The 21,309-nt window shown below is 53.2% G+C and carries 19 protein-coding genes; all 19 read left to right on the plus strand.

Annotated elements, in window-relative coordinates; all coding sequences use genetic code 11:
• The first annotated feature begins 4 nt into the window (after nt 1-4).
• The 19 genes from deoD (at nt 5) to FGS84_RS04500 (ending at nt 21,233) form a co-directional block, all read left to right on the plus strand.
• Nucleotides 5-784, plus strand: a complete 780-nt coding sequence (deoD, locus tag FGS84_RS04415; protein ID WP_227147010.1) for a purine-nucleoside phosphorylase — start codon at nt 5-7, stop codon at nt 782-784.
• A 22-nt stretch (nt 785-806) separates the two neighbouring features.
• Nucleotides 807-1,760, plus strand: a complete 954-nt coding sequence (locus FGS84_RS04420; protein WP_138306466.1) for a nucleoside hydrolase — start codon at nt 807-809, stop codon at nt 1,758-1,760.
• 283 nt (nt 1,761-2,043) lie between these two features.
• On the plus strand, nt 2,044-3,795 hold the full coding sequence (gene kdpA, locus FGS84_RS04425) for a potassium-transporting ATPase subunit KdpA (RefSeq protein WP_138306467.1): 1,752 nt from the start codon (nt 2,044-2,046) through the stop codon (nt 3,793-3,795).
• Between the two features lie 15 nt (nt 3,796-3,810).
• Nucleotides 3,811-5,883 carry a potassium-transporting ATPase subunit KdpB gene (gene kdpB, locus FGS84_RS04430; protein WP_138306468.1) on the plus strand — a complete coding sequence of 691 codons (2,073 nt, stop codon included), beginning with the start codon at nt 3,811-3,813 and terminating at the stop codon, nt 5,881-5,883.
• Nucleotides 5,884-5,938: 55 nt separating this feature from the next.
• Nucleotides 5,939-6,544 (plus strand): potassium-transporting ATPase subunit KdpC, encoded by a 606-nt coding sequence (gene kdpC, locus FGS84_RS04435; RefSeq protein ID WP_138306469.1) that lies wholly within the window; start codon nt 5,939-5,941, stop codon nt 6,542-6,544.
• Nucleotides 6,545-6,647: 103 nt separating this feature from the next.
• Nucleotides 6,648-8,639, plus strand: a complete 1,992-nt coding sequence (locus tag FGS84_RS04440; RefSeq protein WP_138306470.1) for a DUF4118 domain-containing protein — start codon at nt 6,648-6,650, stop codon at nt 8,637-8,639.
• Nucleotides 8,640-8,748: 109 nt separating this feature from the next.
• Nucleotides 8,749-8,946, plus strand: a complete 198-nt coding sequence (locus FGS84_RS04445) for a hypothetical protein (protein WP_138306471.1) — start codon at nt 8,749-8,751, stop codon at nt 8,944-8,946.
• A gap of 208 nt (nt 8,947-9,154) precedes the next feature.
• Complete coding sequence (locus tag FGS84_RS04450) at nt 9,155-9,592, plus strand: NAD-binding protein (protein ID WP_138306472.1); 438 nt, start codon at nt 9,155-9,157, stop codon at nt 9,590-9,592.
• A 2-nt stretch (nt 9,593-9,594) separates the two neighbouring features.
• A complete protein-coding gene (locus FGS84_RS04455) occupies nt 9,595-9,978 on the plus strand; it encodes an NAD-binding protein (RefSeq protein WP_138306593.1) in 384 nt (127 codons plus the stop codon).
• Nucleotides 9,979-10,040: 62 nt separating this feature from the next.
• A complete protein-coding gene (locus FGS84_RS04460; protein ID WP_138306473.1) occupies nt 10,041-11,522 on the plus strand; it encodes an ATP-binding protein in 1,482 nt (493 codons plus the stop codon).
• Nucleotides 11,515-12,204: a response regulator transcription factor gene (locus tag FGS84_RS04465; RefSeq protein ID WP_138306474.1), complete on the plus strand. Its 690-nt coding sequence runs from the start codon at nt 11,515-11,517 to the stop codon at nt 12,202-12,204. The genes FGS84_RS04460 and FGS84_RS04465 overlap by 8 nt, the downstream gene beginning before the upstream one ends.
• A gap of 10 nt (nt 12,205-12,214) precedes the next feature.
• A complete protein-coding gene (locus FGS84_RS31760) occupies nt 12,215-12,346 on the plus strand; it encodes a hypothetical protein (RefSeq protein ID WP_264469655.1) in 132 nt (43 codons plus the stop codon).
• Nucleotides 12,347-12,383: 37 nt separating this feature from the next.
• Nucleotides 12,384-13,328 carry a leucine-rich repeat protein gene (locus FGS84_RS04470; RefSeq protein WP_138306475.1) on the plus strand — a complete coding sequence of 315 codons (945 nt, stop codon included), beginning with the start codon at nt 12,384-12,386 and terminating at the stop codon, nt 13,326-13,328.
• Between the two features lie 72 nt (nt 13,329-13,400).
• Nucleotides 13,401-14,795, plus strand: coding sequence for an aminopeptidase (locus tag FGS84_RS04475; RefSeq protein ID WP_138306476.1), 1,395 nt, complete (start codon nt 13,401-13,403; stop codon nt 14,793-14,795).
• Between the two features lie 168 nt (nt 14,796-14,963).
• Entirely contained in the window at nt 14,964-16,097 is a 1,134-nt protein-coding gene (tig, locus tag FGS84_RS04480) for a trigger factor (protein ID WP_138306477.1), read from the plus strand.
• Between the two features lie 35 nt (nt 16,098-16,132).
• Nucleotides 16,133-16,717 carry a xanthine phosphoribosyltransferase gene (locus FGS84_RS04485; RefSeq protein WP_138306478.1) on the plus strand — a complete coding sequence of 195 codons (585 nt, stop codon included), beginning with the start codon at nt 16,133-16,135 and terminating at the stop codon, nt 16,715-16,717.
• Nucleotides 16,710-17,504, plus strand: a complete 795-nt coding sequence (locus FGS84_RS04490; protein ID WP_347563791.1) for an HAD-IIB family hydrolase — start codon at nt 16,710-16,712, stop codon at nt 17,502-17,504. The genes FGS84_RS04485 and FGS84_RS04490 overlap by 8 nt, the downstream gene beginning before the upstream one ends.
• 34 nt (nt 17,505-17,538) lie before the next feature.
• On the plus strand, nt 17,539-19,107 hold the full coding sequence (locus FGS84_RS04495; RefSeq protein ID WP_138306480.1) for a metallophosphoesterase: 1,569 nt from the start codon (nt 17,539-17,541) through the stop codon (nt 19,105-19,107).
• A 101-nt stretch (nt 19,108-19,208) separates the two neighbouring features.
• The gene (locus tag FGS84_RS04500; RefSeq protein ID WP_138306481.1) at nt 19,209-21,233 is read left to right on the plus strand and encodes a M3 family metallopeptidase; all 2,025 of its coding nucleotides are present in this window, start codon (nt 19,209-19,211) and stop codon (nt 21,231-21,233) included.
• The last annotated feature ends 76 nt before the right edge of the window (nt 21,234-21,309 follow it).

Genomic DNA, 21,309 nt, shown 5'->3' on the forward strand with positions numbered 1-21,309 from the left:
AAATATGAAAACCTTCCATAATGAAGCGGGACCAGGGCAGATTGGCAAGGCTGTCCTGATGCCGGGTGACCCTTTGCGCGCAAAATACATTGCAGAGACCTATCTGACCGATGTATTCTGCTACAACCGGGTAAGGGGCATGAACGGATATACGGGTTATTATAAAGGCAGTAAGATATCGGTCCAGGGCAGCGGAATGGGTATTCCCTCCATGGGTATCTATGCGTACGAGCTTTACCACAATTATGATGTGGATACAATCATCCGGGTGGGGACTGCCGGCGCGGTTCACCGCGATGTGGAGGTGGGAGAACTGGTGCTGGCCATGGGATGCTGCACCAACTCGAATTTTCCGTCCCAGTACCATCTTCCGGGAACCTTTGCGCCCATAGCGGATTTCGGGCTTCTGGAAGCAGCAGCAGCCCAGGCCAGGAGCAGCCGTACGCCCTTCCGGGTAGGCAATGTATACAGCTCGGATGTGTTCTATGAGGACAGCCTGGGAGAAAAGGGGCAGTGGGAAAAAATGGGAGTGCTGGTCCAGGAGATGGAGACATTGTCCCTCTATTGTACGGCTGCCAGGGCAGGCAGAAGAGCCCTTGGCATGCTGACCGTGGGAAGCAGCATCCACCATGACAGGGCCCTTACCAATGAGGAAAGGGAGCAGAGCCTGGACAGCATGATACGGTGCGCCCTGGAACTGGCGGCAGAGTGCGCCGGGGAAGGGGGAACAGCCGGGAGGGCAGAGGATGAGTGCCCGGCGCAGGAGCAGGGATGTTCTGCATGATGCATTGGAAAAGGAGAGACAGATGAAGGTTTTACTGGATGTGGATACAGGGGTGGATGATTCCATCGCCCTTCTGTACGCGCTTTTTAATCCTGAAATAGACATAGTGGGCATATCAACGGTGTGCGGCAATGTGGAAGCGTGGCTGGCAGCGGAGAATACCATGAAGATACTGGACCTGGCAGGCGCGCCCGACATACCGGTGGCAGTGGGGGAGGAGAAGCCCTCATGCCGGGAGTGGGACGGCCGGGTTGCCTTTATACACGGCGCCAACGGGCTGGGGAATGTGGAACTGCCTCCCAGCCGCCGCAGGGCAAGGGATGTGGACGTGAGCCGGTTCCACATGGAGCTGGCAGAACAGTATGAGGGGGAGCTGGTGGTCATCACCCTTGGCCCGCTGACCAACATAGCCCGTACGCTCAGGGAATATCCCGGATTTGCCAAAAAGGTAAAAAGACTTGTAATGATGGGCGGAACCCTGAACATGGGCGGAAATGTATCTCCTGTGTCAGAGGCCAATGTGGCCTGCGATCCCCGGGCCTGCGATGAAGTGTTTGTCTCAGGCATGGATATCACGGCAGTGGGGCTGGATGTCACCATGAGGACCAGGCTTAAGATGGAGCATCTGGACTGGCTGGCCGGCTGCTGCAGGCCCGCCTGCCGTCCGGCAGTGGATTATATGAGGCAGGCCATGGTCCATTATCTTAAGGGGAACCAGACCCAGAATTACTGTATGGGTGACTGTCCTCTCCATGACCCTCTGGCCGTGATGTGCGCTGCGGTGCCCAGTCTGGTCCGGACCGAGAGCAGGAAGGCCAGGGTGGAGTGCGGCGGCACCTACTGCCGCGGCATGATTGTGACGGACCTGAGGGAACATCCTTTCCAGGCAGAGTATGTGCGCTTTGCAGTGGAGGTGGACAGCGGAAGGGCTGTCAGGGAGCTTATGTCCGTGTTTTGGGAGTCACAGAGTCTGTGATACCGCTGTATAACGGTTGGAAAAGTCATAGTATGAATACCCCTGTCTTTGGAGATTCTCCGGGGACAGGGGTATTCTTTTTGTGATTCTGCCAGCCTTAATACTATTTTTATACCGGACCGCCAGCTCTTATATAGAATCTTTATTACCATATGTGATACCATACCCCTATCTTGAAAAGAGGAGGAAAATAATCCATGCTGTTGCTGTTAGGTATCATAGGAATAACCGCAGTTGTCATACTGGCTTACCTGGTAATCATTCTATTGAGAGGTGACAAACAATGATGAATGTAGCATTGCAGATGATTGTTTACTGTGTCATACTGGTAGTATTGGCAATACCCCTTGGGGCCTACATGGGAAAGGTGATGAACGGGGAGAGGGTGTTCCTTTCAAGGCTTCTGCTTCCCGTGGAAAACCTGATATACAGGGTTCTGAGGATTGATAAAGAGGAGGAGATGGACTGGAAAAAGTATTCCGTGTGCACGGCCGTGTTCAGTGTGCTGAGCCTGGCGGTGCTCTGGTCCATCCTCTGTTTCCAGAACCTGCTTCCCCTTAATCCCCAGGGAATGGACGGAATGAGCTGGCATCTGGGCTTTAATACGGCATCCAGCTTTGCCACCAACACAAACTGGCAGGCATATTCAGGAGAGTCAAGTTTGAGTTATTTCAGCCAGATGATTGGACTGAATTTCCAGAACTTCGTGTCTGCTGCGGTGGGAATTGTGGTATTGTTCGCATTAATCCGCGGATTCGTCCGCGTGAAGGAGAGGGGACTGGGAAACTTCTACGCCGACATGACAAGGACGGTTCTTTACATACTGCTGCCGTTGTCTGTGGTGGTATCTCTTGCCATCGCCTCCCAGGGCGTTCCGCAGACCTTCAGGCAGTATGACGAAGTTCAGCTGGTGGAACCGGTGGTCGTGGAACAGGAGGACGGAACTGCCGCAGAGGTCACAAAGGGAGTCGTTCCTCTGGGGCCGGCTGCCAGCCAGATTGCCATTAAGCAGCTGGGAACCAACGGCGGCGGTTTCTGGGGCAACAACTCGGCGCATCCATTTGAGAACCCCACTCCGTTATCCAACTTATTTGAAATGATTTCCCTGCTTCTCATACCGGCGGGCCTGTGCTTTACCTTTGGAAGGAATGTGAAGGACAGGAGACAGGGCATTGCGGTGTTCCTGGCCATGTTCATCATGCTGGCGGCAGCACTGGCCATCGTGGGCTGCAGTGAGCAGGCCGGTACTCCGCAGATGGCCCAGGACGGCGCAGTCTATATGGGGACTGAGGGGCAGGCAGGCGGTAATATGGAAGGCAAGGAAACCAGATTCGGCATAGCCACATCCGGTACATGGGCTGTATTTACCACGGCTGCTTCCAATGGCTCGGTCAATTCCATGCACGACAGCTACACTCCTTTTGGCGGCCTTGTGCCCATGCTGCTGATGCAGCTGGGAGAGGTGGTATTCGGCGGTACGGGCTGCGGGCTCTACGGCATGATTGGGTTTGCCATCCTTACTGTGTTTATAGCGGGACTGATGGTGGGGCGTACGCCGGAGTACCTGTGCAAAAAGATAGAACCCTTTGAGATGAAAATGGCTGTTTTGGTCTGCCTGGCAACCCCTGTGGCTATTCTGGCGGGCAGCGGTATCGCCGCACTGCTTCCTTCCACCCATGACAGCCTGAATAATCCGGGAGCCCACGGACTTTCAGAAGTCCTGTACGCCTATTCATCCGCAGGCGGCAACAATGGCTCCGCATTTGCAGGATTTAACGCAAATACGCCATTCCTGAATGTGAGCATCGGACTGGTTATGCTGTTTGTAAGGTTCCTGCCCATGTTTGCCACACTGGCCATTGCAGGCAGTCTGGCGGCAAAGAAAAAGGTAGCGGTCAGCTCCGGCACCCTTCCCACCCATAATGCCATGTTCATCTTCCTTTTGATTTTCGTGGTACTGCTGGTAGGGGCTCTCAGCTTTTTCCCGGCCCTGTCCCTTGGACCGGTGGCTGAGTTTTTCCAGATGATAGCATAGGGAGGTCAATGAGACATGAATGAACCAAAAAAGAATATATTTTCCAATCATGAGATTATGAGCAGGGCCCTTAAGGATTCCTTCATTAAACTGAATCCGGGGACCCAGATAAAGAATCCGGTCATGTTCATGGTTTTTGTATCCGCAATACTGACCTTTGTGATGTTTCTGTTTTCCCTGGCAGGCGTCAGGGACGCGCAGCCGGGCTACATACTGGCCATATCCGTTATCCTCTGGTTTACGGTTCTGTTCGGCAACTTTGCAGAGGCCATAGCGGAGGGCAGGGGAAAGGCCCAGGCAGATGCCCTGCGCGCAGGCAGAAAGGATACCATGGCGTCCAGGATTCCATCGGCTGACCGCAAGAGCGAGGTCACAAGAGTGAAATCCACTGAATTAAAAAAAGGCGACCTTGTCTACATTGAGGCGGGGGAGCAGATACCGGCAGACGGCGATGTGGTGGAGGGCGCTGCGTCAGTGGATGAGAGCGCCATTACCGGCGAGTCCGCCCCTGTAATCCGGGAAAGCGGCGGCGACAGATGCGCTGTCACCGGAGGCACCACGGTCATATCCGACTGGATGGTGGTGAGGGTCAGCAGCAATCCGGGCGAGGGCTTTATGGATAAGATGATTGCAATGGTGGAAGGGGCTTCCCGAAAAAAGACGCCAAACGAGCTGGCACTGCAGATTTTTCTGGTAGCATTGTCCATTATATTTGTCCTCGTGACCATGTCGCTGTACTCCTACTCCGTGTTCTCCTCCGTGGAAGCAGGGACAGCCAACCCCACATCCGTCACCAACCTGGTGGCCCTCTTAATCTGTCTGGCACCCACCACCATTGGCGCCCTCCTGTCCGCCATTGGCATTGCGGGAATGAGCCGGCTGAACCAGGCCAATGTGCTGGCCATGAGCGGCAGGGCCATTGAGGCAGCCGGGGATGTGGATACCCTTTTGCTGGATAAGACAGGTACCATAACACTGGGAAACCGCCAGGCAGACGCGTTTATTCCGGTGGACGGCAACAAGGAAATGGAGCTGGCTGATGCGGCCCAGCTGTCATCCCTGGCGGACGAAACGCCTGAGGGGCGCAGCATCGTGGTCCTGGCAAAGGAGCGTTTCGGCATACGCGGAAGAAATATGGAGGAGCTTCAGGCAACCTTCGTGCCCTTCACTGCCAAGACAAGGATGAGCGGCATTGACTACAAGGGAAATGAGATTAGAAAGGGCGCGGCAGACGCCATTAAAGCTTATGTGGCCCAGCGTGGAGGCACGTTCAGCAGGGAATGCGGGGACATCGTAAAGAGGATTGCAAACCAGGGCGGAACGCCTCTGGTAGTGGCAAAGAACGGCCGTGTCATGGGTGTGGTGGAGCTTAAGGACATTGTGAAGCAGGGCGTGAAGGAAAAGTTTGCGGATTTAAGGAAAATGGGAATCAGGACCATTATGATTACGGGCGATAATCCGCTGACAGCCGCCTCCATTGCAGCGGAGGCTGGTGTGGACGATTTCCTGGCAGAGGCAACACCGGAGGCAAAGTTAGATATGATACGGGATTACCAGGCCAGAGGCCATCTGGTAGCCATGACAGGAGACGGTACCAATGATGCGCCGGCCCTGGCCCAGGCAGATGTGGCGGTGGCCATGAATACAGGCACACAGGCAGCCAAGGAAGCCGGCAACATGGTGGACCTGGATTCCTCGCCCACCAAGCTGATTGAGATAGTGAAGATAGGCAAGCAGCTTCTCATGACAAGAGGGTCCCTGACCACCTTCAGCATTGCCAATGACGTTGCCAAGTATTTTGCAATTATTCCGGCACTTTTCATGGGACTCTATCCCGGGCTGTCGGCTCTCAACATCATGGGACTTCACAGCGCAAACAGCGCCGTGTTTTCAGCCATCCTATACAACGCCCTGATTATCGTGGCCCTGATTCCCCTGGCGTTAAAGGGGGTCAGATACAGGGAGGTTTCCGCGGCCAGAATGCTTTCCGGGAATCTGCTGGTCTATGGTCTGGGAGGAATCATTATCCCGTTCATAGCAATCAAGGCAATCGACGTGCTGATTACAGCCACAGGGCTGGTGGCGTAATGTGTGAAGGAAACCGGGACAGGCGGCACAATCAGTCAAAGTGAGGAGAATGTTCATGAATACAGTAAAAGCAGTATTACCAAAAATGGTTGGTTTTTTCCTGGTCATGTTAATCATAACCAGCGTGATTTACCCGGCAGCCATCACGGCTGCCGCCAATGTGGCATTTGGCTATGAGGCCAATGGTTCGGTCATTGTGGGCAGGGACGGCACAAAATACGGAAGCGCCCTGCTGGCCCAGGAGTTTACCGGAAACCAGTATCTGTGGGGCAGAATCATGAATGTGGATACAGGAACATTTACAGATGAACATGGAGAGCCTCTGGCATATGCCGGGGCCTCCAATAAAACACCGGCAGGCAGCGAGCTTGAAGCCATGATAGCTGACCGGGTGGAGAAAATCAGGGCAGCCCATCCGGAAAAGGGGGAGGAGCCCATTCCTGTGGACCTTGTAACCTGTTCGGGAAGCGGGCTGGACCCGGAAATCTCTCCGGCGGCAGCTGCTTACCAGGCGGAACGGATTGCCAGGGAACGGAATATGACAACGGAGGATGTGGAGGCAGTCATAAACAGATATACCACGGGCAGGTTCATGGGAATCCTGGGAGAGCCAAGGGTAAATGTGCTGAAGGTGAATCTGGCGCTGGATGGGTTGATTTGAAAATGATTGGAACCAGGACTGCATTGTATACAGGGTTGCCGCATTTTGCGGCAGCTCTACCGTTGTTTTCAGGACCGGGATATATGGAAAGGAGGAATGGCTTATGGGCGGGGAAAGGGACGAGAGGCCGGACCCGGAGCAGCTTTTAAAACAGAATTTTCCCAGGGACAATGACAATGGAAGGGGAAAGCTGAAGATATTTTTCGGATATGCGGCCGGAGTGGGGAAAACATACGCCATGCTGGAGGCTGCCCGCCAGGAAATGGTAGCGGGCCGGGATGTGGTGGCCGGATACATAGAGCCCCACGACAGGCCGGAGACAATGGAGCTCCTGGCCGGAATGGAGCTGCTGACCCCGATGTCGGTAAAATATAAGGGAATCACCCTGAAGGAATTTGACCTGGATGCCGCCCTTATGAGGAATCCGGACCTGGTGCTGGTGGATGAGCTGGCCCACACCAATGCCCAGGGCTGCCGCCACAGGAAGCGCTACCAGGACGTGATTGAGCTGCTGGATGGGGGAATCAATGTGTACACCACGGTTAATGTCCAGCATCTGGAGAGCCTTCATGACATCGTTGCTTCTATCACCCATGTGCGGGTCAATGAGCGCATTCCGGATGATATATTTGATGATGCCAGCCAGGTGGAACTGGTGGACATTGCCCCGGAGGAATTGAGGCAGCGGCTGGAGGACGGCAAGATTTACCATAAGGACCAGGCGGATAAGGCGTGTGTCCGTTTTTTCACAGCGGAAAACCTGTCCGCCCTTCGTGAGATTGCCTTAAGACGCACCGCGGACCGGGTCAACCGGGAGGTGGTCAGGGAACGGGATGCGGCGGGCAAGGACTATTATACGGGTGAGCATGTGCTGGTCTGCCTGTCCCCATCCCCCACCAATGCAAGGGTAATCAGGACAGCAGCCAGGATGGCGGGGGCGTTCCACGCGGATTTCACGGCTGTTCTGGTGGAGACAGCGGACATGAAAAGGAACCATGCAAAAATCAGCAGGAGCATGGAGGCCAATATTAATCTGGCCAAGCAGTTCAGGGCCAATGTAATTACCCTTTACGGGGATGACATTGTACAGCAGATTGCAGGCTATGCCAGAAGGAACGGCATTTCCAAGATAGTCATAGGCAGGACCGTGAGGCAACACAGTGTCCTGCACGTAAAGCCCACCATCATTGACCGTCTCATCAAGGCAGTCCCCAATATGGATGTTTATGTGATACCGGACGCAGGAGCCAGGGAGAGCAGGAAGGGCAGGAAACCGGAAAACAGAAGAAAATACGGCATGGATATCCTGAAGACAGCCCTTATCATGGCCGGATGCACCCTGCTTTCCCTGGCACTGGACCATTACAGCCTGGGCATTATCAATGTGGCCATGATTTATATGCTGGGGACCATGCTGGCAGCCTATGTTACCAGGGCCGGGCTATACGGTTTTCTGGCCTCCGTGGCCTCGGTGCTTCTGTTTAACTTCTTTTTTACGGCTCCCCGCTATACTTTCCAGGCGGACGGCAGGATTTATCCCTTTACCTTTGCAGCCATGCTGGCCTGCGCTCTGGTTACCAGCTCTATGGCAGCCAGGCTGAAGCGGGAGGCAGAGAAAAGCGAGGCAGAGTCAGGGTATATGCAGATACTGTTCAATATCAACCGGAATCTGAGAAAGGGAGGCACCGGGGAAGAGATACTGGATATATGCGGAAGGCTGGTGCAGAGCCTTTTAAAACGCAACATTGTTATCTATGACATGCTGGATGGGAAAATGGACCGGATGAAGATATATCCTGCCTCGGAGGCAGAGGATGCATCCCGGCTTACGGCCCTGTTTAAGAGCCCTGACGAGATGGCTGTGGCGGCCTGGGTCTATAAGAACCGTCATAAGGCCGGGGCTTCTACGGATACACTGCCGGGGGCCAGGGCCAGGTACACGCCGGTATATAAGGACGATACGGTTTATGCGGTCATAGGCGTGGAGATGAGGGGAGGGGATATCATTAAGGCCAATGACAAGAATGTCCTGAATATCATTGCCGAGGAGACATCCTACCGTTTAAAGGATATGGGAGGAAGGGCGGTGACATAAGCCCCCCTTAACCATGTATTCGCAAATAATTTATACAATTGCCCCAACCATGGATGGAATCTTTACGGCAGCAGGCAGTATCCTTTAAGCAGGAAGAGAGGGAACTGTCATGATGGCTAAAATAATAGTCAGGTTAAAAAGTCCGGTGGGACAGAAAATAGATGATGCGTGTGAACGTTTTCCGCTGATTTCCAGCGTGGTTCTGCAGCTGGCGGCAGCTATATTCATGGTGGGGGTGGTAACCTCCGTGGGACTCATAGGCGGGACAGTCATATGGCTCTTTTATAAGGCATTTGGAGTCATGTAGGAAAAATGAACGGATATCATGACTGGGAGCAGCCCTGCAGGTTTGGTTTGACACAGCCCCCATTCATGGTATAGTATTTAGTATAAAGAGGGGGATGAAGATATCTTTATAGAATCTTTATGCCCTCTTTATACATTTTCTCTAGTTTCTTTATATGGTTCTCTTTTACAATAGAATTGGGAACATATAGATGGAAGGAGGAGATAGTATGTTATTCCATAAGAACAATCGTATTGTAATCGCAGGCTGCGGGCCTTTAGGGGCAGCGCTGGCAAAGTCATTATATCATAAAGGCCACAGAGTCGTTGTGCTGGATAAGGACAGGGAGAGTTTCCGTTATCTGCCGGAGGAGTTTAGGGGGTATGAGATGGAAGGGGACCCAACGGACCCGCAGGTGCTGAAGGCGGCGGGGATTGAGGATGCCGGCCTGTTCATCGCATCTACCCAGGATGACAATACCAACCTCCTGCTGGCCCAGATTGCCAGCTGTATTTTCCATGTGGGCCAGGTATATGCCCGTCTGGATGACACAGGAAGGCATCAGCTGGTCACGGACCTGCCTGTCAAACCCATCAGTCTCTATGATTTGTCGGCAGATGACTACGGACGCCTGGCAGAGACTGTAAGTCAGGAGGTGGCTGTGTGAGCATGAAGATAGCAGTGGCGCGGGGAGGGGAGTATGCGGATTTCCTTATCAGCCTGCTGATGGATAAAAAGTATAAGGTAACTGTGATAGACCCGGATGAGGCGTTTTGCGAACATCTCTCTGCTTCCTACAATGTGAATGCAGTGCTGGGAGACCCGTGCAGCCAGTTTATCCTGGAGGAAGCGGGCATCCGCAATTACGATGTAATCATGGCCCTGGGCCGGGAGGACACGGATAATTTTGAGATATGCCAGATGGGCAGGAAGGTGCTGGGAATCAAACGCTCCGTGTGCCTGGTGCACAACCCCAGGAACGCGGCTCTGTTTGAGGAGCTGGGAGTGGACCGGGCGGTAAACCTGCCCATGATACTTGCACAGGCCATTTAGAGCGTGCTGCTGGTCCGTGTACAGACAGCACAGAGACAGGAAGAGGGAGCGTAAGAGGATTTATGTCATATAGTTGGGACTGGGTGCTGGATTTTGTAAAGGCCTGCGCAAAGATGGCTGTCATATGGGTGATATCCACCATACTGGCCATTGTTCTGGACAGCTGCGGAATCAGGGCGGAGAACCTGCTTTTGGTATATTTGCTGGGAGTGCTCATCAGCATACTGGCCACCAGCAGCCTGGCATGGGCCCTGTGCGCTGCCATTGTTTTTACATTTACATTCAATTATCTGTTTACGGAGCCAAAGCTTACGTTCCATATGGATGATGTGAACTACGTGGTGTCGTCCATTATCTTTGTGGCAGCGGCTTCCATTGTGGCCACCCTGGTGGTGAAGCTGCAGAAACAGATGCAGATTGCCAACAAGAAGAGAGAGATTACAGCCAGGATGAATGAGATAGGAAGCGGATTCCTGAACCTGTCCGGCTACCAGCAGATTAAGGAGTACAGCGAGGAAAGCCTGTCTAATCTGACGGGGAAGCCGGTGAGCGTCCTTTTGAAGGAGGACGAGAAGGAAGAATTTTCTGATTATATGGCTGAGTGGTGCTGCCGCCAGTCCATTCCGTGCGGCCATGGTGAATGCCAGTTTCCGGATGACAATGGCCTGTACGTCCCCATCCGCAACCGGGAAAAGACCTACGGCGTGATTATATTTGACTGTGAGGGCTGGACCCTGAGCGAGGAAGAAAAAATATATGTGGATACGGTCATTTCCCAGCTTACGCTGGTCATTGAGCGGGAACTGCTCAGCCGTGAGAAGGAAAACACCAGGATTCAGGTGGAGCGGGAACGGTTAAAGAGCACTCTTTTAAGAAGTATTTCCCACGACCTGCGCACGCCCCTTACGGGAATCACTGGCAGCGCCGGCTTCCTTTTGGATAATCTGGGAATCATGGATGAGGCCACCATTAAAAGCATGCTGAAGGATATATGCTCGGACTCCGAATGGCTCAGCACCATGGTGGAAAACCTGCTGAACCTGACGCGAATCCAGGAGGGACGTCTGGATATCAATAAGAAGAAGGAAGTGGTGGATGACCTTGTGTCCTCCGCCGTGCGGCTGGTGTCCAACCGGGTGGGAAACCACACCCTGAGGATGGAGACGCCGGAGGACATCCTGCTGGTAGCGGTGGACGGAAGACTGTTTATCCAGGTTCTGGTCAATCTCCTGGACAATGCGTTCCGCCATTCCGGGGCCAATACCACAGTGACCCTCAGCGTGAGGCAGGATGGAAATTGTCTTAAGTTTGTGGTGGCGGATAATGGGATAGGACTTCCGGACGGTAAGATAGATAAGATTTTTGATAATTTTTTTACCACGGCCTATGAAAACGGCGATAAGCAGCGGGGCGTGGGACTGGGGCTTACCATATGCAAGGCCATGGTGGAGGCCCAGGGCGGGACCATCCGGGCTTACAACAGCCCCAAGGGGGGCGCTGTATTCGAGGTATCAATGCCAATGGAGGACAAGAAGGATGAATGAGACAACAATCCTTGTCATTGAGGATGACAAGAGCATACAGAATTTTATGAAAATATCCCTGAAAACAAGGGGATACTCCTATATACTGGCTGATAACGGACTGTCCGGCATATCCCTCTTTTATGCGGACCATCCGGACCTGATACTTCTGGATTTGGGATTGCCGGATATTGACGGCATGGAGGTGCTGCGGCAAATCCGGCAGAAGTCCGATGTGCCTGTTATCGTGGTTTCCGCCAGGGGGCAGGAACGGGAGAAAATCAATGCCCTGGACCAGGGAGCGGACGACTATGTGACCAAGCCCTTCAGTGCGGAGGAGCTGCTGGCCAGAATCCGCGTGGGGCTGCGCCATAAGAGTTCCTCGGTAAACCGCCAGGAACAGGAATTCTGCCTGGATTATTTCCGGCTGGATTTTGAAAAGCGCAAACTGTACGTCCATGACCAGGAGGTGCATCTGACTCCCCTGGAATACAAGATGGTGGTCCTTCTGGTAAACAACAGCGGCAAGGTGCTGACCCACCACTATATCCAGCAGGAGGTGTGGGGATATGACACAACGGACGATTACCAGTCGCTGCGGGTGTTTATGGCCAATATACGGAGAAAGATTGAGGATAACACAGCCAATCCCAGGTTCATACTCACAGAGGTGGGCGTGGGGTACCGGTTTGTGGATGAATAGGAGGGCCCGAATGGGACGAATCGGGCCGGGCATGGCGGAATACTGTTTCCGTACATGTTCCGGGATATACCGGGAAGCAGGCATCGGAAGAGGCAGGCGTCCCGGTATATTTTTTGGAATATTTTTTCTGGAAGTAAAATAGTCTTGAAAAAATCCCCTAAACTGATTAAACTGATACCATGAGATTATTATATGAAAAGACGCTGGATGGGGTCTGCCTCCAGCGTTGTTATGGTTTGGACAAGATTCTGGAGATTCCGGACACAGCGGGAGGACTGCCGGTGACAGAGCTGGCAGGGTACATTTTTTCGGATACGGTCCGCAGGCGGGAACCGCCGCCCGGTGAGTACCGGGGAGAGCCGGAGCTTTGCGGCAGCCAGGTAGAGGAAATCAGCCTGCCGGATACCGTCAGGAAGGTGGGGGCTTATGGCTTCTACAACTGCTGCGGGCTCAGGAAGCTATCCTGCAGCAGTGCGGTGGAGGACTGGGGAGCCGGGGTGTTTACAGGCTGTACGGGCCTGGAATACCTGGATATCCGCATTGCAGAGGGCCGGAAGTCCTGCTTTAAGGACATTCTGTCGGAGCTTCACCAGACCCTGATTGTGAATTACAGGGACAGTTCCGGGACGCTTCTGGCAAAGCTTATATTTCCGGAATTTTTTGAGGAGTCGGTGGAAAATACGCCGGCCCGCATCATTATGAGGGAGATGCACGGCTGCGGCCACATGTACCGGTACTGTTTTGAGGGAGGGGATTTCCGCTTCGATGAGTATGACAGGCTGTTTCCCAATGTAAAGGTCCAGGAAAAGCCGGAGCTGTCCGTGCGCCTGGCCCTGTACCGCCTGTACTGGCCCTATGGTTTAAGGGAACATGCAGAGAATGAGTACTGGGAGTATGTGAGGCTTCATGCCGGGGAAGGCGCAGAGGGACTGATTCAGCGCGGGGAGCGGGATATTCTGGGCTTCATGGCCCGGTCGTCCCGGCTGGGAGACGCTGAGATGAAGAAAATGGTAGACGCGGCTGCCAGGGCCGGGGACGCCCAGTCCTCCGCCCTTTTGCTGGATGCGAGGCACGGCGGCAGTCCGGGCCGGGGCCCAGGGCGCAGGCGCACATTTGAGTTATAGACAGAGGAAGGGTCATAATATAAGTCAGCAAAGCATCAGATTATATAAATAAAGTATACCAGGAGGATAATAATGGCTAAGAAGACAAAAGGACAGGAATTACAGGAACAGCTATCATGGGCGTTCCCTCATATTGGAAAGGATAAACCGGAGCAGACGGAAAAGGCGTTTAAATACTGCGAGGGTTATAAGGCGTTTCTGGATGCAGGAAAGACAGAGCGGGAGTGTGTAAAGGAAGCGGTAAAAATGCTTAAGAAGGCTGGCTATAAGCCCTTTGACTCCGGTGAATCCTATGAGCCGGGAGACAAGGTGTATTATGTGAACCGCGGCAAGTCTCTGATTGCCACCACATTTGGCAAAAAACCTCTGGACCAGGGGCTGAGAATCAACGGAGCCCATATTGATTCCCCCAGACTGGATTTAAAGCCCAATCCCCTTTATGAAAAGGAGGATATTGCGTATTTTAAGACCCATTATTACGGCGGCATCCGCAAATACCAGTGGGGAACCATTCCGCTGGCTATGCACGGCGTGGTGGTGAAGAAAAACGGAGAGATTCAAGAGGTTTCCATAGGAGAGGATGAGAAGGAGCCTGTGTTCTGCGTAACGGACCTGCTTCCCCATCTGGCCGCCAAGCAGAACGAGCGCCCGTTAAAAGACGGGCTTAAGGGCGAGGAGCTGAATATTGTGGTTGGCTCTCTGCCGTTCCAGGATGAGGAGGTAAAGGAGCCCGTGAAGCTGATGGCCTTAAGCCTTCTGAATGAGAAATACGGCATCACGGAAAAGGACTTTTTCCGGGCTGAGATTGAAATGGTTCCCGCTGTAAAGGCCAGGGACGTTGGGTTTGATACCAGCATGATAGGCGCTTACGGCCAGGACGACAGGGTATGCGCGTACACGGCCCTGACAGCTGAGATAGATGCAAAGAAGCCGGCCCATACAACAGTGACCATTCTGGCTGACAAGGAGGAAATCGGCTCCACCGGCAACACGGGCCTGAATTCGGATTTTGTGCTTCATTACATAGAGGATTTGTCGGAACAGGCAGGCGTCAGCCCAAGGGAGGTGCTGCGCAAATCCCTGTGCCTTTCCTCGGATGTGAACGCTGCGTTTGATCCCGGTTTCCCGGATGTGTACGAAGGCCGCAATACCAGCTATATCAACAAAGGCTGTGTGCTGACCAAGTATACGGGGGCCAGGGGAAAATCCGGTTCCAACGACGCCAGCGCCGAGACCATGGCAAAGGTCATTGCCATTATGGAGGAGGAGGGCGTGTACTGGCAGGCCGGTGAGCTGGGAGCCGTGGATGTGGGCGGCGGCGGAACCATTGCCCAGTTCGTGGCCCACATGGATGTGGATACCGTGGATTTGGGAGTGCCCATCCTGTCCATGCATTCTCCGTTTGAGCTGGCTTCCAAACTGGATGTCTATAATACGTATAAGGCCTTTAGGGCGTTCTATAAATAGCCTTCATAAAGCGGTACTTAAATTTTCATGAAATTGGTGGAAAGTCTTTTTTTTCACGGACAGGTATGATATAACTATGTACAGCGCACGCTTTTTGGGGATGACTGGAAAAATAAGGATAATTTGACGCCCTGCGTGTGAAATCAGGATAGAAAAGGGATATGTAAAATGAAAAAATTAGCACTCATATGTTTATGCGGACTGGTTGCAGCCTCCATCATGACAGGCTGCGGGGCCGGCCAGACAGAAGGAAAGGAAAACCTGGGCACAGTCGAGCTGGCAGAGTATAAGGGCGTGAAAGTCAATGTACCGGCTGTCATGGTAACCGATGCAGAGGTGGAGTCAAGAATCAACCAGGTGCTCAGCCAGAATCCGAACATTGTGGAAGTGGACAGGCCGGCGGCGGAAGGCGACATTGTCAATATTGATTATGTGGGAAAACAGGACGGAGTGGAATTTGCAGGCGGCACCGGCCAGGGACAGGACCTGACTCTTGGCTCCGGCAGGATGATTGCCGGATTTGAGGACGGACTGGTTGGCACAAAGAAGGGCGATAAGAAGGAACTGAACCTGACATTCCCGGAGGATTACAGTGAGAAAGCCCTGGCAGGCCAGGCGGTTGTATTTGAGGTTACTGTGAATTCAGTGAAGGAAAAGCAGTCAGCTGTACTGGATGATGCATTTGTACAGAGTGTATCTGATTTTAAGACCGTGGACGAGTACAGGGCCAGCATTAAGGAAGACCTTTTAAAACAGAAGCAGCAGTCCGCAGACCTTCAGATTCAGCAGTTTGTACTTAAGAACGTGGTTGAAAATTCCAAGTTCAAGCTGAACAAGAATACTCTTTCCAGACGCTATAATGACCGTATTAAGCAGTATGAAGAGCAGGCCAAGATGTATGGAACCAACCTGGCCGGTATGGCTAAGGCCAACGGCATGGATGTGCCGGGATTACAGGAAGCTGTCTATGCATCCGTGAAAGACGATGTGAAAAACCAGCTGGTCATCCTTAAGGTTGCCGAGCTGGAGGGCATCACCCTGGAGGATGCGGACCGTCAGGCGTTTGCTGAGATGAACGGACAGACCCTGGAGTCAGCTGTGGAATATTTCGGCCAGGAGACCCTGGATGAGATGGCCCTGAACCAGAAGGTTATGAAGTTCATGGCAGACAACGCGGTCAATGAAGCCCAGGATACATCTGCGCCCGCAGAGGAGACAGCTGCCGCAGAGGAAACCACAACCGCAGAGGAGACAACGGCTCCGGAAGAAACAACAGCTGCAGAGACATCTGCCGCACAGTAAAGAAGGATTGCCAAAAGAAGAAGGAGGACTCGTACATGCAGATTTTAAAGGACAGGATACGCAGGGATGGCAAGATAAAAGCCGGAAACGTTCTGAAGGTGGACAGTTTCTTGAACCATCAGATGGATATTAAGCTTTTTGGAGAGATTGGAAAAGAATTTAAGCGCAGGTTTGCTGATGTGGAGGTCACGAAGATTCTTACCATCGAGGCCTCCGGAATCGGAATTGCATGTATTGTGGCCCAGTATTTTGATGTACCGGTTGTATTTGCCAAGAAGACCCAGACCAAGAATATTGCAGGTGAAGTTTATACCACCAAGGTGGAGTCCTACACCCACGGCAGGGTCTATGACATCATCGTGTCAAGGGAGTTTCTGGGAGCCGGCGACAAGGTGCTGCTTATCGATGACTTCCTTGCCAATGGAAAGGCCCTGGAAGGCCTGGCTGCCCTGGTACGGGATTCCGGCGCAGAGCTGGTGGGAGCGGGCATTGTGATTGAGAAGGGATTCCAGGTAGGCGGAGATTTGCTCCGTTCAGAGGGTATCCGGCTGGAGTCACTGGCAATCGTGGAAAGCATGGATGAGGAGAAACAGACCATTGTGTTCAGAGATGATGAATAAAAGAACAAAGGCTTTATTTTACGATATTGACGGAACCCTCCTGTCTGAGAAGACGCGGAGGGTTCCTGAGAGTGCGGTACAGGCGCTGAAGGAGGCACGGAGACAGGGACATCTGGTGTTTATCAATACGGGCCGCGTATATGCCCACCTGGGCGATATTAAGGACCTGGTGGAGGCGGATGGTTATCTGTGCGGCTGCGGGACCTATATACTTGCAGAGGGCCGGGTGATGTACAGCTACCACATTCCCCATGAGAGAGGGCTGGAAATCAAGAGGCATATTGATGAATGCGGACTGGACGGAGCCCTTGAGGCATGGGATGGAATTCATGTCCACAGGTCCCTGTCGCCCATTCCAAGGGTGGAGGAGCTGAAGAACGCTCTCAGGAAATCGGACTGTCTGTCCGAATATGACTGGGAAGACGATGGTTATGATTTTGATAAATTCTATCTTCTTTCAGGTGAAAACAGCAGGCCCAAGGAACTGTTTGGACGGCTCAGGGATATGGAAATCATAGACCGCGGCGGCGGGGAATATGAATGTGTGCCCAGAGGCCATTCCAAGGCAACGGCCATTGATTTGGTATTAAAACATTACGGCATCTCCCTGGATGACGCGTATGTGTTCGGTGACAGCGGCAATGACCTTGCCATGTTTCGCTACGCCAGGAACTGTATCCTGATGGGAAAGCATGACGAAGTGCTGGAGCCCTACGCAACGTTTGAGACAAAGGATGTGGATGAGGACGGAATCGCGTATGCCATGAAGGAACTGGGCATAATATAACACAGCAAGACTTGATACGAAAAGAGCAGACTGCATGAAGAGAAAGACCTGGATGATAAGTGCCCTGATGTATGCCATGGTATTCATGGCATGCTTCGGGGTACTGCACGTTTTAAAGACATTAATGGAGCCTTCGGGGCCTGTACCGGTTGAGAGCAGGGAACGCGCAGAGGTGCCTGAGAGCACCGGAGGAGGGGGAAACGGAGAGGAACAGGGGGAACAGGCCGGGCCGGCAGTTGCTACGGATTCCCAGGCCCGGGAACCCCAGGATGAGGTAATCAGGCAGGAGGGCTATAAAGAGTGGAAGAGGACATTCCCCGGCATGTGGACTCCGCCGGAGGCGCCGGAGGAACCCTACATACCGCCCAAGCTAATCCTGGCAACAGACTTACACTACCAAAGTGCCTCGGCGGGAGACGGCGGGGAAGCCTTCCGGCTGTTTGTGGAGCGGAGTGACGGAAAGGTGGTGCAGTATCTGCCCGAGCTTCTGGAAGCATTTCTGGATGAGGTCATCCGGGAGCAGCCGTCCGCCCTGGTTCTCAGCGGGGACATTACCATGAACGGGGAGCGCATAAACCATGAGGAACTGGCGGCAAGGCTTAAGAGGGTCCAGGATGCCGGTATACAGGTCCTGGTGATTCCGGGAAACCATGATATCAATAACCATAATGCCGCGGTTTACTACGGCGCCCAGAAGGAGCCTGCTCCCTATATTGACGGACCTGAATTTTACGAGATTTACCATGAATACGGTTATGACCAGGCGCTGAGCCGGGACAGCGGTTCGCTGAGCTACGTCTATGCCCTGGATGACAGGAACTGGCTCCTGATGCTGGACTCCTGCCAGTATGAGCCGGATAACAAGGTGGAGGGAAGGCTGAAGGACAGCACCATGGCATGGGCCGATGAACAGCTGGCCAGAGCAGAGGAGGAGGGCGTGTTTGTGATACCCATTGCCCATCATAACCTGTTGGCCCAGAGCAGGATGTATACCACCCAGTGTGCCATGGACAACAACGCGGAGGTGATTTCCCTCCTCCAAAAGCACCGGCTTCCCCTGTTTTTCAGCGGACATCTGCATGTGCAGCGTATCCGCAAGCATAAGAGCGAACCAGGAGTGCCGGATGGGGATTACGGCATACAGGAAATAGTGACGGACGCCCTCAGCATACCTCCCTGCCAGTACGGAGAGGTGTTATGGGAGGAGGACGGAAGCATTTCGTATGCAACCAGGTCCGTGGATGTATCGGCATGGGCCGGGAAAAACGGAAGCGCTAATCCGGACCTGCTGGATTTTGAGGACTGGTCCTACCGGTACATACAGAAGCTCATTAGCGACCAGATAAGGGGCGTTGTGAAGAACCTTGGTGCGGATGTGGAACATTCCATGGCAGCCACCTATGCGGGTGTGTACATTGATTACTATGCTGGGCGGGAGATTGACACCAGGGGTATAAAGAGCACTAAGGGATACCGGTTCTGGGAGAGGAACATGCCGGACAGCTACCTGATTCGGGAACTGGATGCCATGATTGCCGACTCGGACAGGGATAACAACTATTTCCTGCTTCCTGAGGAGGAAGGCTGGCTGACCGGGGATTAGGCGGCTGTAATGAATGGCCAAACATACTTATATTCACCTGGCGGTAAAGCGCCGGGGATGTTACAATAGACATATACCATAATATGTAAGGAGGGCCTGCTGTGAGTAAAGAGAAGTGGAAACGGAATATAAGGCGCTGGCCAGCACTGGCCCTGACATTGGTGATGACACTGTCCATTGCCGCCTGCGGCGCTGCCCGGGGAAGTCTGGCAGGTCAGGCAGCCGGCCGCTGCTCAGACAATCTCTATGGCCCGGCAGCTTCTTTTGGAGACAGCGGGAAGGTCCATGAAGGTGTTCCCTATTCCGAAAGGCCGTATGAGCACTATGACCCGGCTGTGATGGAACAGGCCATGGCTGATTTTGAACAGGCCTGCGCCGTGGACGGGCAGGACGAGGAGGTGCTGAGGCTCTATGATGCCATTGTGGATGAGTACGACCGTCTGGCTACCCTGACCTATATGGCCCAGCTGAAATACGACAGGGATGTATCGGATGAAGCTGCCGCTGCAGAGCAGGCATATACCACGGACATTTACTCAGAGATGGGGGATAAGGCCGCGGCCTGCCTTAAGAAGGGAATGAACTCCTCCTATAAGAAAATCCTGGCGGATAGGATGGGGATTGAAAATGCGCCTTACATCGAATATTACAGGGAAAATTCCGGTGAACTGACTGAGCTGAACCGGAAGGAGCAGGAGCTTCTAAGGGAGTATGACAAACTGGCTGCCGGTGACTTTACAGTGGAGCTTGAGGACGGACAATGGAGCTACAGCCGTCTGGAACGGGAAACAGACCTGGACACCAGCCGGTACTCAGAGGTGGAGGATGCGCTGGTCAGGGAAAAGAACCGGGTGCTGGGCACCAAGTTCAGGGAGCTGGTTCAGGTGCGCCGCCAGATAGCCGGGCTTAAGGGCTATGATAACTATGCCCAGTATTCCTTTGAGGCTGTCTATGGAAGAGACTATACCCTTCAGGATGCGGAAGGGCTTTGTTCAGATGTGAAGACCAGTATTGTCCCGCTGAATAATGACATCTGGTATAAGGATGTGGCCCAGGAATCCTATGATTCCCTGGACCTTCTGGAAGAGAGCTCTGCGGAGGACATACTCAATGCAGTTGGCACGGCTATGGGGTCCGTGAGTCCTGAACTGGGTGATATTTTTCAGTACATGAAGGAAAATGAGCTGTATGACATCCAGTCCGGGGAAGACGGCCAGGACCGGGTGGACAATAATTATACCGTAGGGCTTCCAAGCTATGGTGACGCATTTATTTTCATTAACAGAACCCATACATTTACGGATTACCAGTCCCTGATTCATGAGTTCGGGCACTTCAGCGCCTATTATTATAATTCGGTGCCTGAATTGTTCCAGGGATACAGTGTGGATGTGTGCGAGGTCCAGTCCCAGGGGCTGGAAATGCTGGCCAACCAGTATGCAGCGGATATGCTGGGGCAGGGGGCGGAGGCTTTTGAGTTTGAGTCCGTTACGGATATGCTGTATGTGACAATCATGTCCTGTATGCTGCAGGAATTTGAGGAAGCTGTTTACAGGGAGCCGGACATGAGTCTGGAGGACATGAACCGCACCTTTAAGGAGATACAGGACTCCTATCATGGATGGTATTATGATGTCTACGATGATGGTGTGTGCTATGACTGGGTGGATGTGTCTCATCTGTTTTACAGTCCCCTGTACTATATGGGATATGGAACCTCGGCCCTGTCAGCCCTTGACCTGTGGTCCATGTCCCGGAGGGACTGGGATAGCGCTGTGGACACCTACATGGCACTGTTGAATGAAGGACTGGATGCCTCCTACCGCGATACCATGTACCGCTCGGGGCTGCGGGATGTGTTTGACAGCAGGGACCTGGAATCCCTGGCAGGGGACGTGCGCAGGCTCCAGGGACTGGAGCAGGACGGCCAGGGCGCCGATGCCCTGCCGCAGGGGGAGACGGGCCGGGAAGAGAGGAAGCCCGGGGAGAGCTCTGACAGCGGTTTAAGGGCGGTGGGTCTTCTGGTACTGGGAGGCATTTGTGTCATCCTTGTTGTTCAGGTCATGATTTTATGTACCGGGTTTGTAATTATCTGGCTGATTGTCAGGAAGAAGAAAGAAGAGTGAAGAGGATAACAGAGGACCGGAAGGCAGCCGCCTTCCGGTCCGTGATATTTATGGGTGTATTTACGGGAATATCTGC

Source organism: Clostridium sp. 1001271st1 H5, assembly GCF_005845215.1.
GTDB lineage: Bacteria > Bacillota > Clostridia > Lachnospirales > Lachnospiraceae > Enterocloster.

What these genes read in the sequence shown, in the direction of transcription:
- FGS84_RS04465 (WP_138306474.1), top strand. Translation starts at nt 11,515, where the DNA reads ATGAATGAGACAACAATCCTTGTCATTGAGGATGACAAGAGCATACAG.
- FGS84_RS04495 (WP_138306480.1), top strand. Translation starts at nt 17,539, where the DNA reads ATGAAGAGAAAGACCTGGATGATAAGTGCCCTGATGTATGCCATGGTA.
- FGS84_RS04440 (WP_138306470.1), top strand. Translation starts at nt 6,648, where the DNA reads ATGGGCGGGGAAAGGGACGAGAGGCCGGACCCGGAGCAGCTTTTAAAA.
- FGS84_RS04490 (WP_347563791.1), top strand. Translation starts at nt 16,710, where the DNA reads ATGAATAAAAGAACAAAGGCTTTATTTTACGATATTGACGGAACCCTC.
- kdpA (WP_138306467.1), top strand. Translation starts at nt 2,044, where the DNA reads ATGATGAATGTAGCATTGCAGATGATTGTTTACTGTGTCATACTGGTA.
- kdpC (WP_138306469.1), top strand. Translation starts at nt 5,939, where the DNA reads ATGAATACAGTAAAAGCAGTATTACCAAAAATGGTTGGTTTTTTCCTG.
- tig (WP_138306477.1), top strand. Translation starts at nt 14,964, where the DNA reads ATGAAAAAATTAGCACTCATATGTTTATGCGGACTGGTTGCAGCCTCC.
- deoD (WP_227147010.1), top strand. Translation starts at nt 5, where the DNA reads ATGAAAACCTTCCATAATGAAGCGGGACCAGGGCAGATTGGCAAGGCT.
- kdpB (WP_138306468.1), top strand. Translation starts at nt 3,811, where the DNA reads ATGAATGAACCAAAAAAGAATATATTTTCCAATCATGAGATTATGAGC.
- FGS84_RS04445 (WP_138306471.1), top strand. Translation starts at nt 8,749, where the DNA reads ATGATGGCTAAAATAATAGTCAGGTTAAAAAGTCCGGTGGGACAGAAA.
- FGS84_RS04485 (WP_138306478.1), top strand. Translation starts at nt 16,133, where the DNA reads ATGCAGATTTTAAAGGACAGGATACGCAGGGATGGCAAGATAAAAGCC.
- FGS84_RS04475 (WP_138306476.1), top strand. Translation starts at nt 13,401, where the DNA reads ATGGCTAAGAAGACAAAAGGACAGGAATTACAGGAACAGCTATCATGG.
- FGS84_RS04450 (WP_138306472.1), top strand. Translation starts at nt 9,155, where the DNA reads ATGTTATTCCATAAGAACAATCGTATTGTAATCGCAGGCTGCGGGCCT.
- FGS84_RS04470 (WP_138306475.1), top strand. Translation starts at nt 12,384, where the DNA reads ATGAGATTATTATATGAAAAGACGCTGGATGGGGTCTGCCTCCAGCGT.
- FGS84_RS04420 (WP_138306466.1), top strand. Translation starts at nt 807, where the DNA reads ATGAAGGTTTTACTGGATGTGGATACAGGGGTGGATGATTCCATCGCC.
- FGS84_RS04455 (WP_138306593.1), top strand. Translation starts at nt 9,595, where the DNA reads ATGAAGATAGCAGTGGCGCGGGGAGGGGAGTATGCGGATTTCCTTATC.
- FGS84_RS31760 (WP_264469655.1), top strand. Translation starts at nt 12,215, where the DNA reads ATGGGACGAATCGGGCCGGGCATGGCGGAATACTGTTTCCGTACATGT.
- FGS84_RS04460 (WP_138306473.1), top strand. Translation starts at nt 10,041, where the DNA reads ATGTCATATAGTTGGGACTGGGTGCTGGATTTTGTAAAGGCCTGCGCA.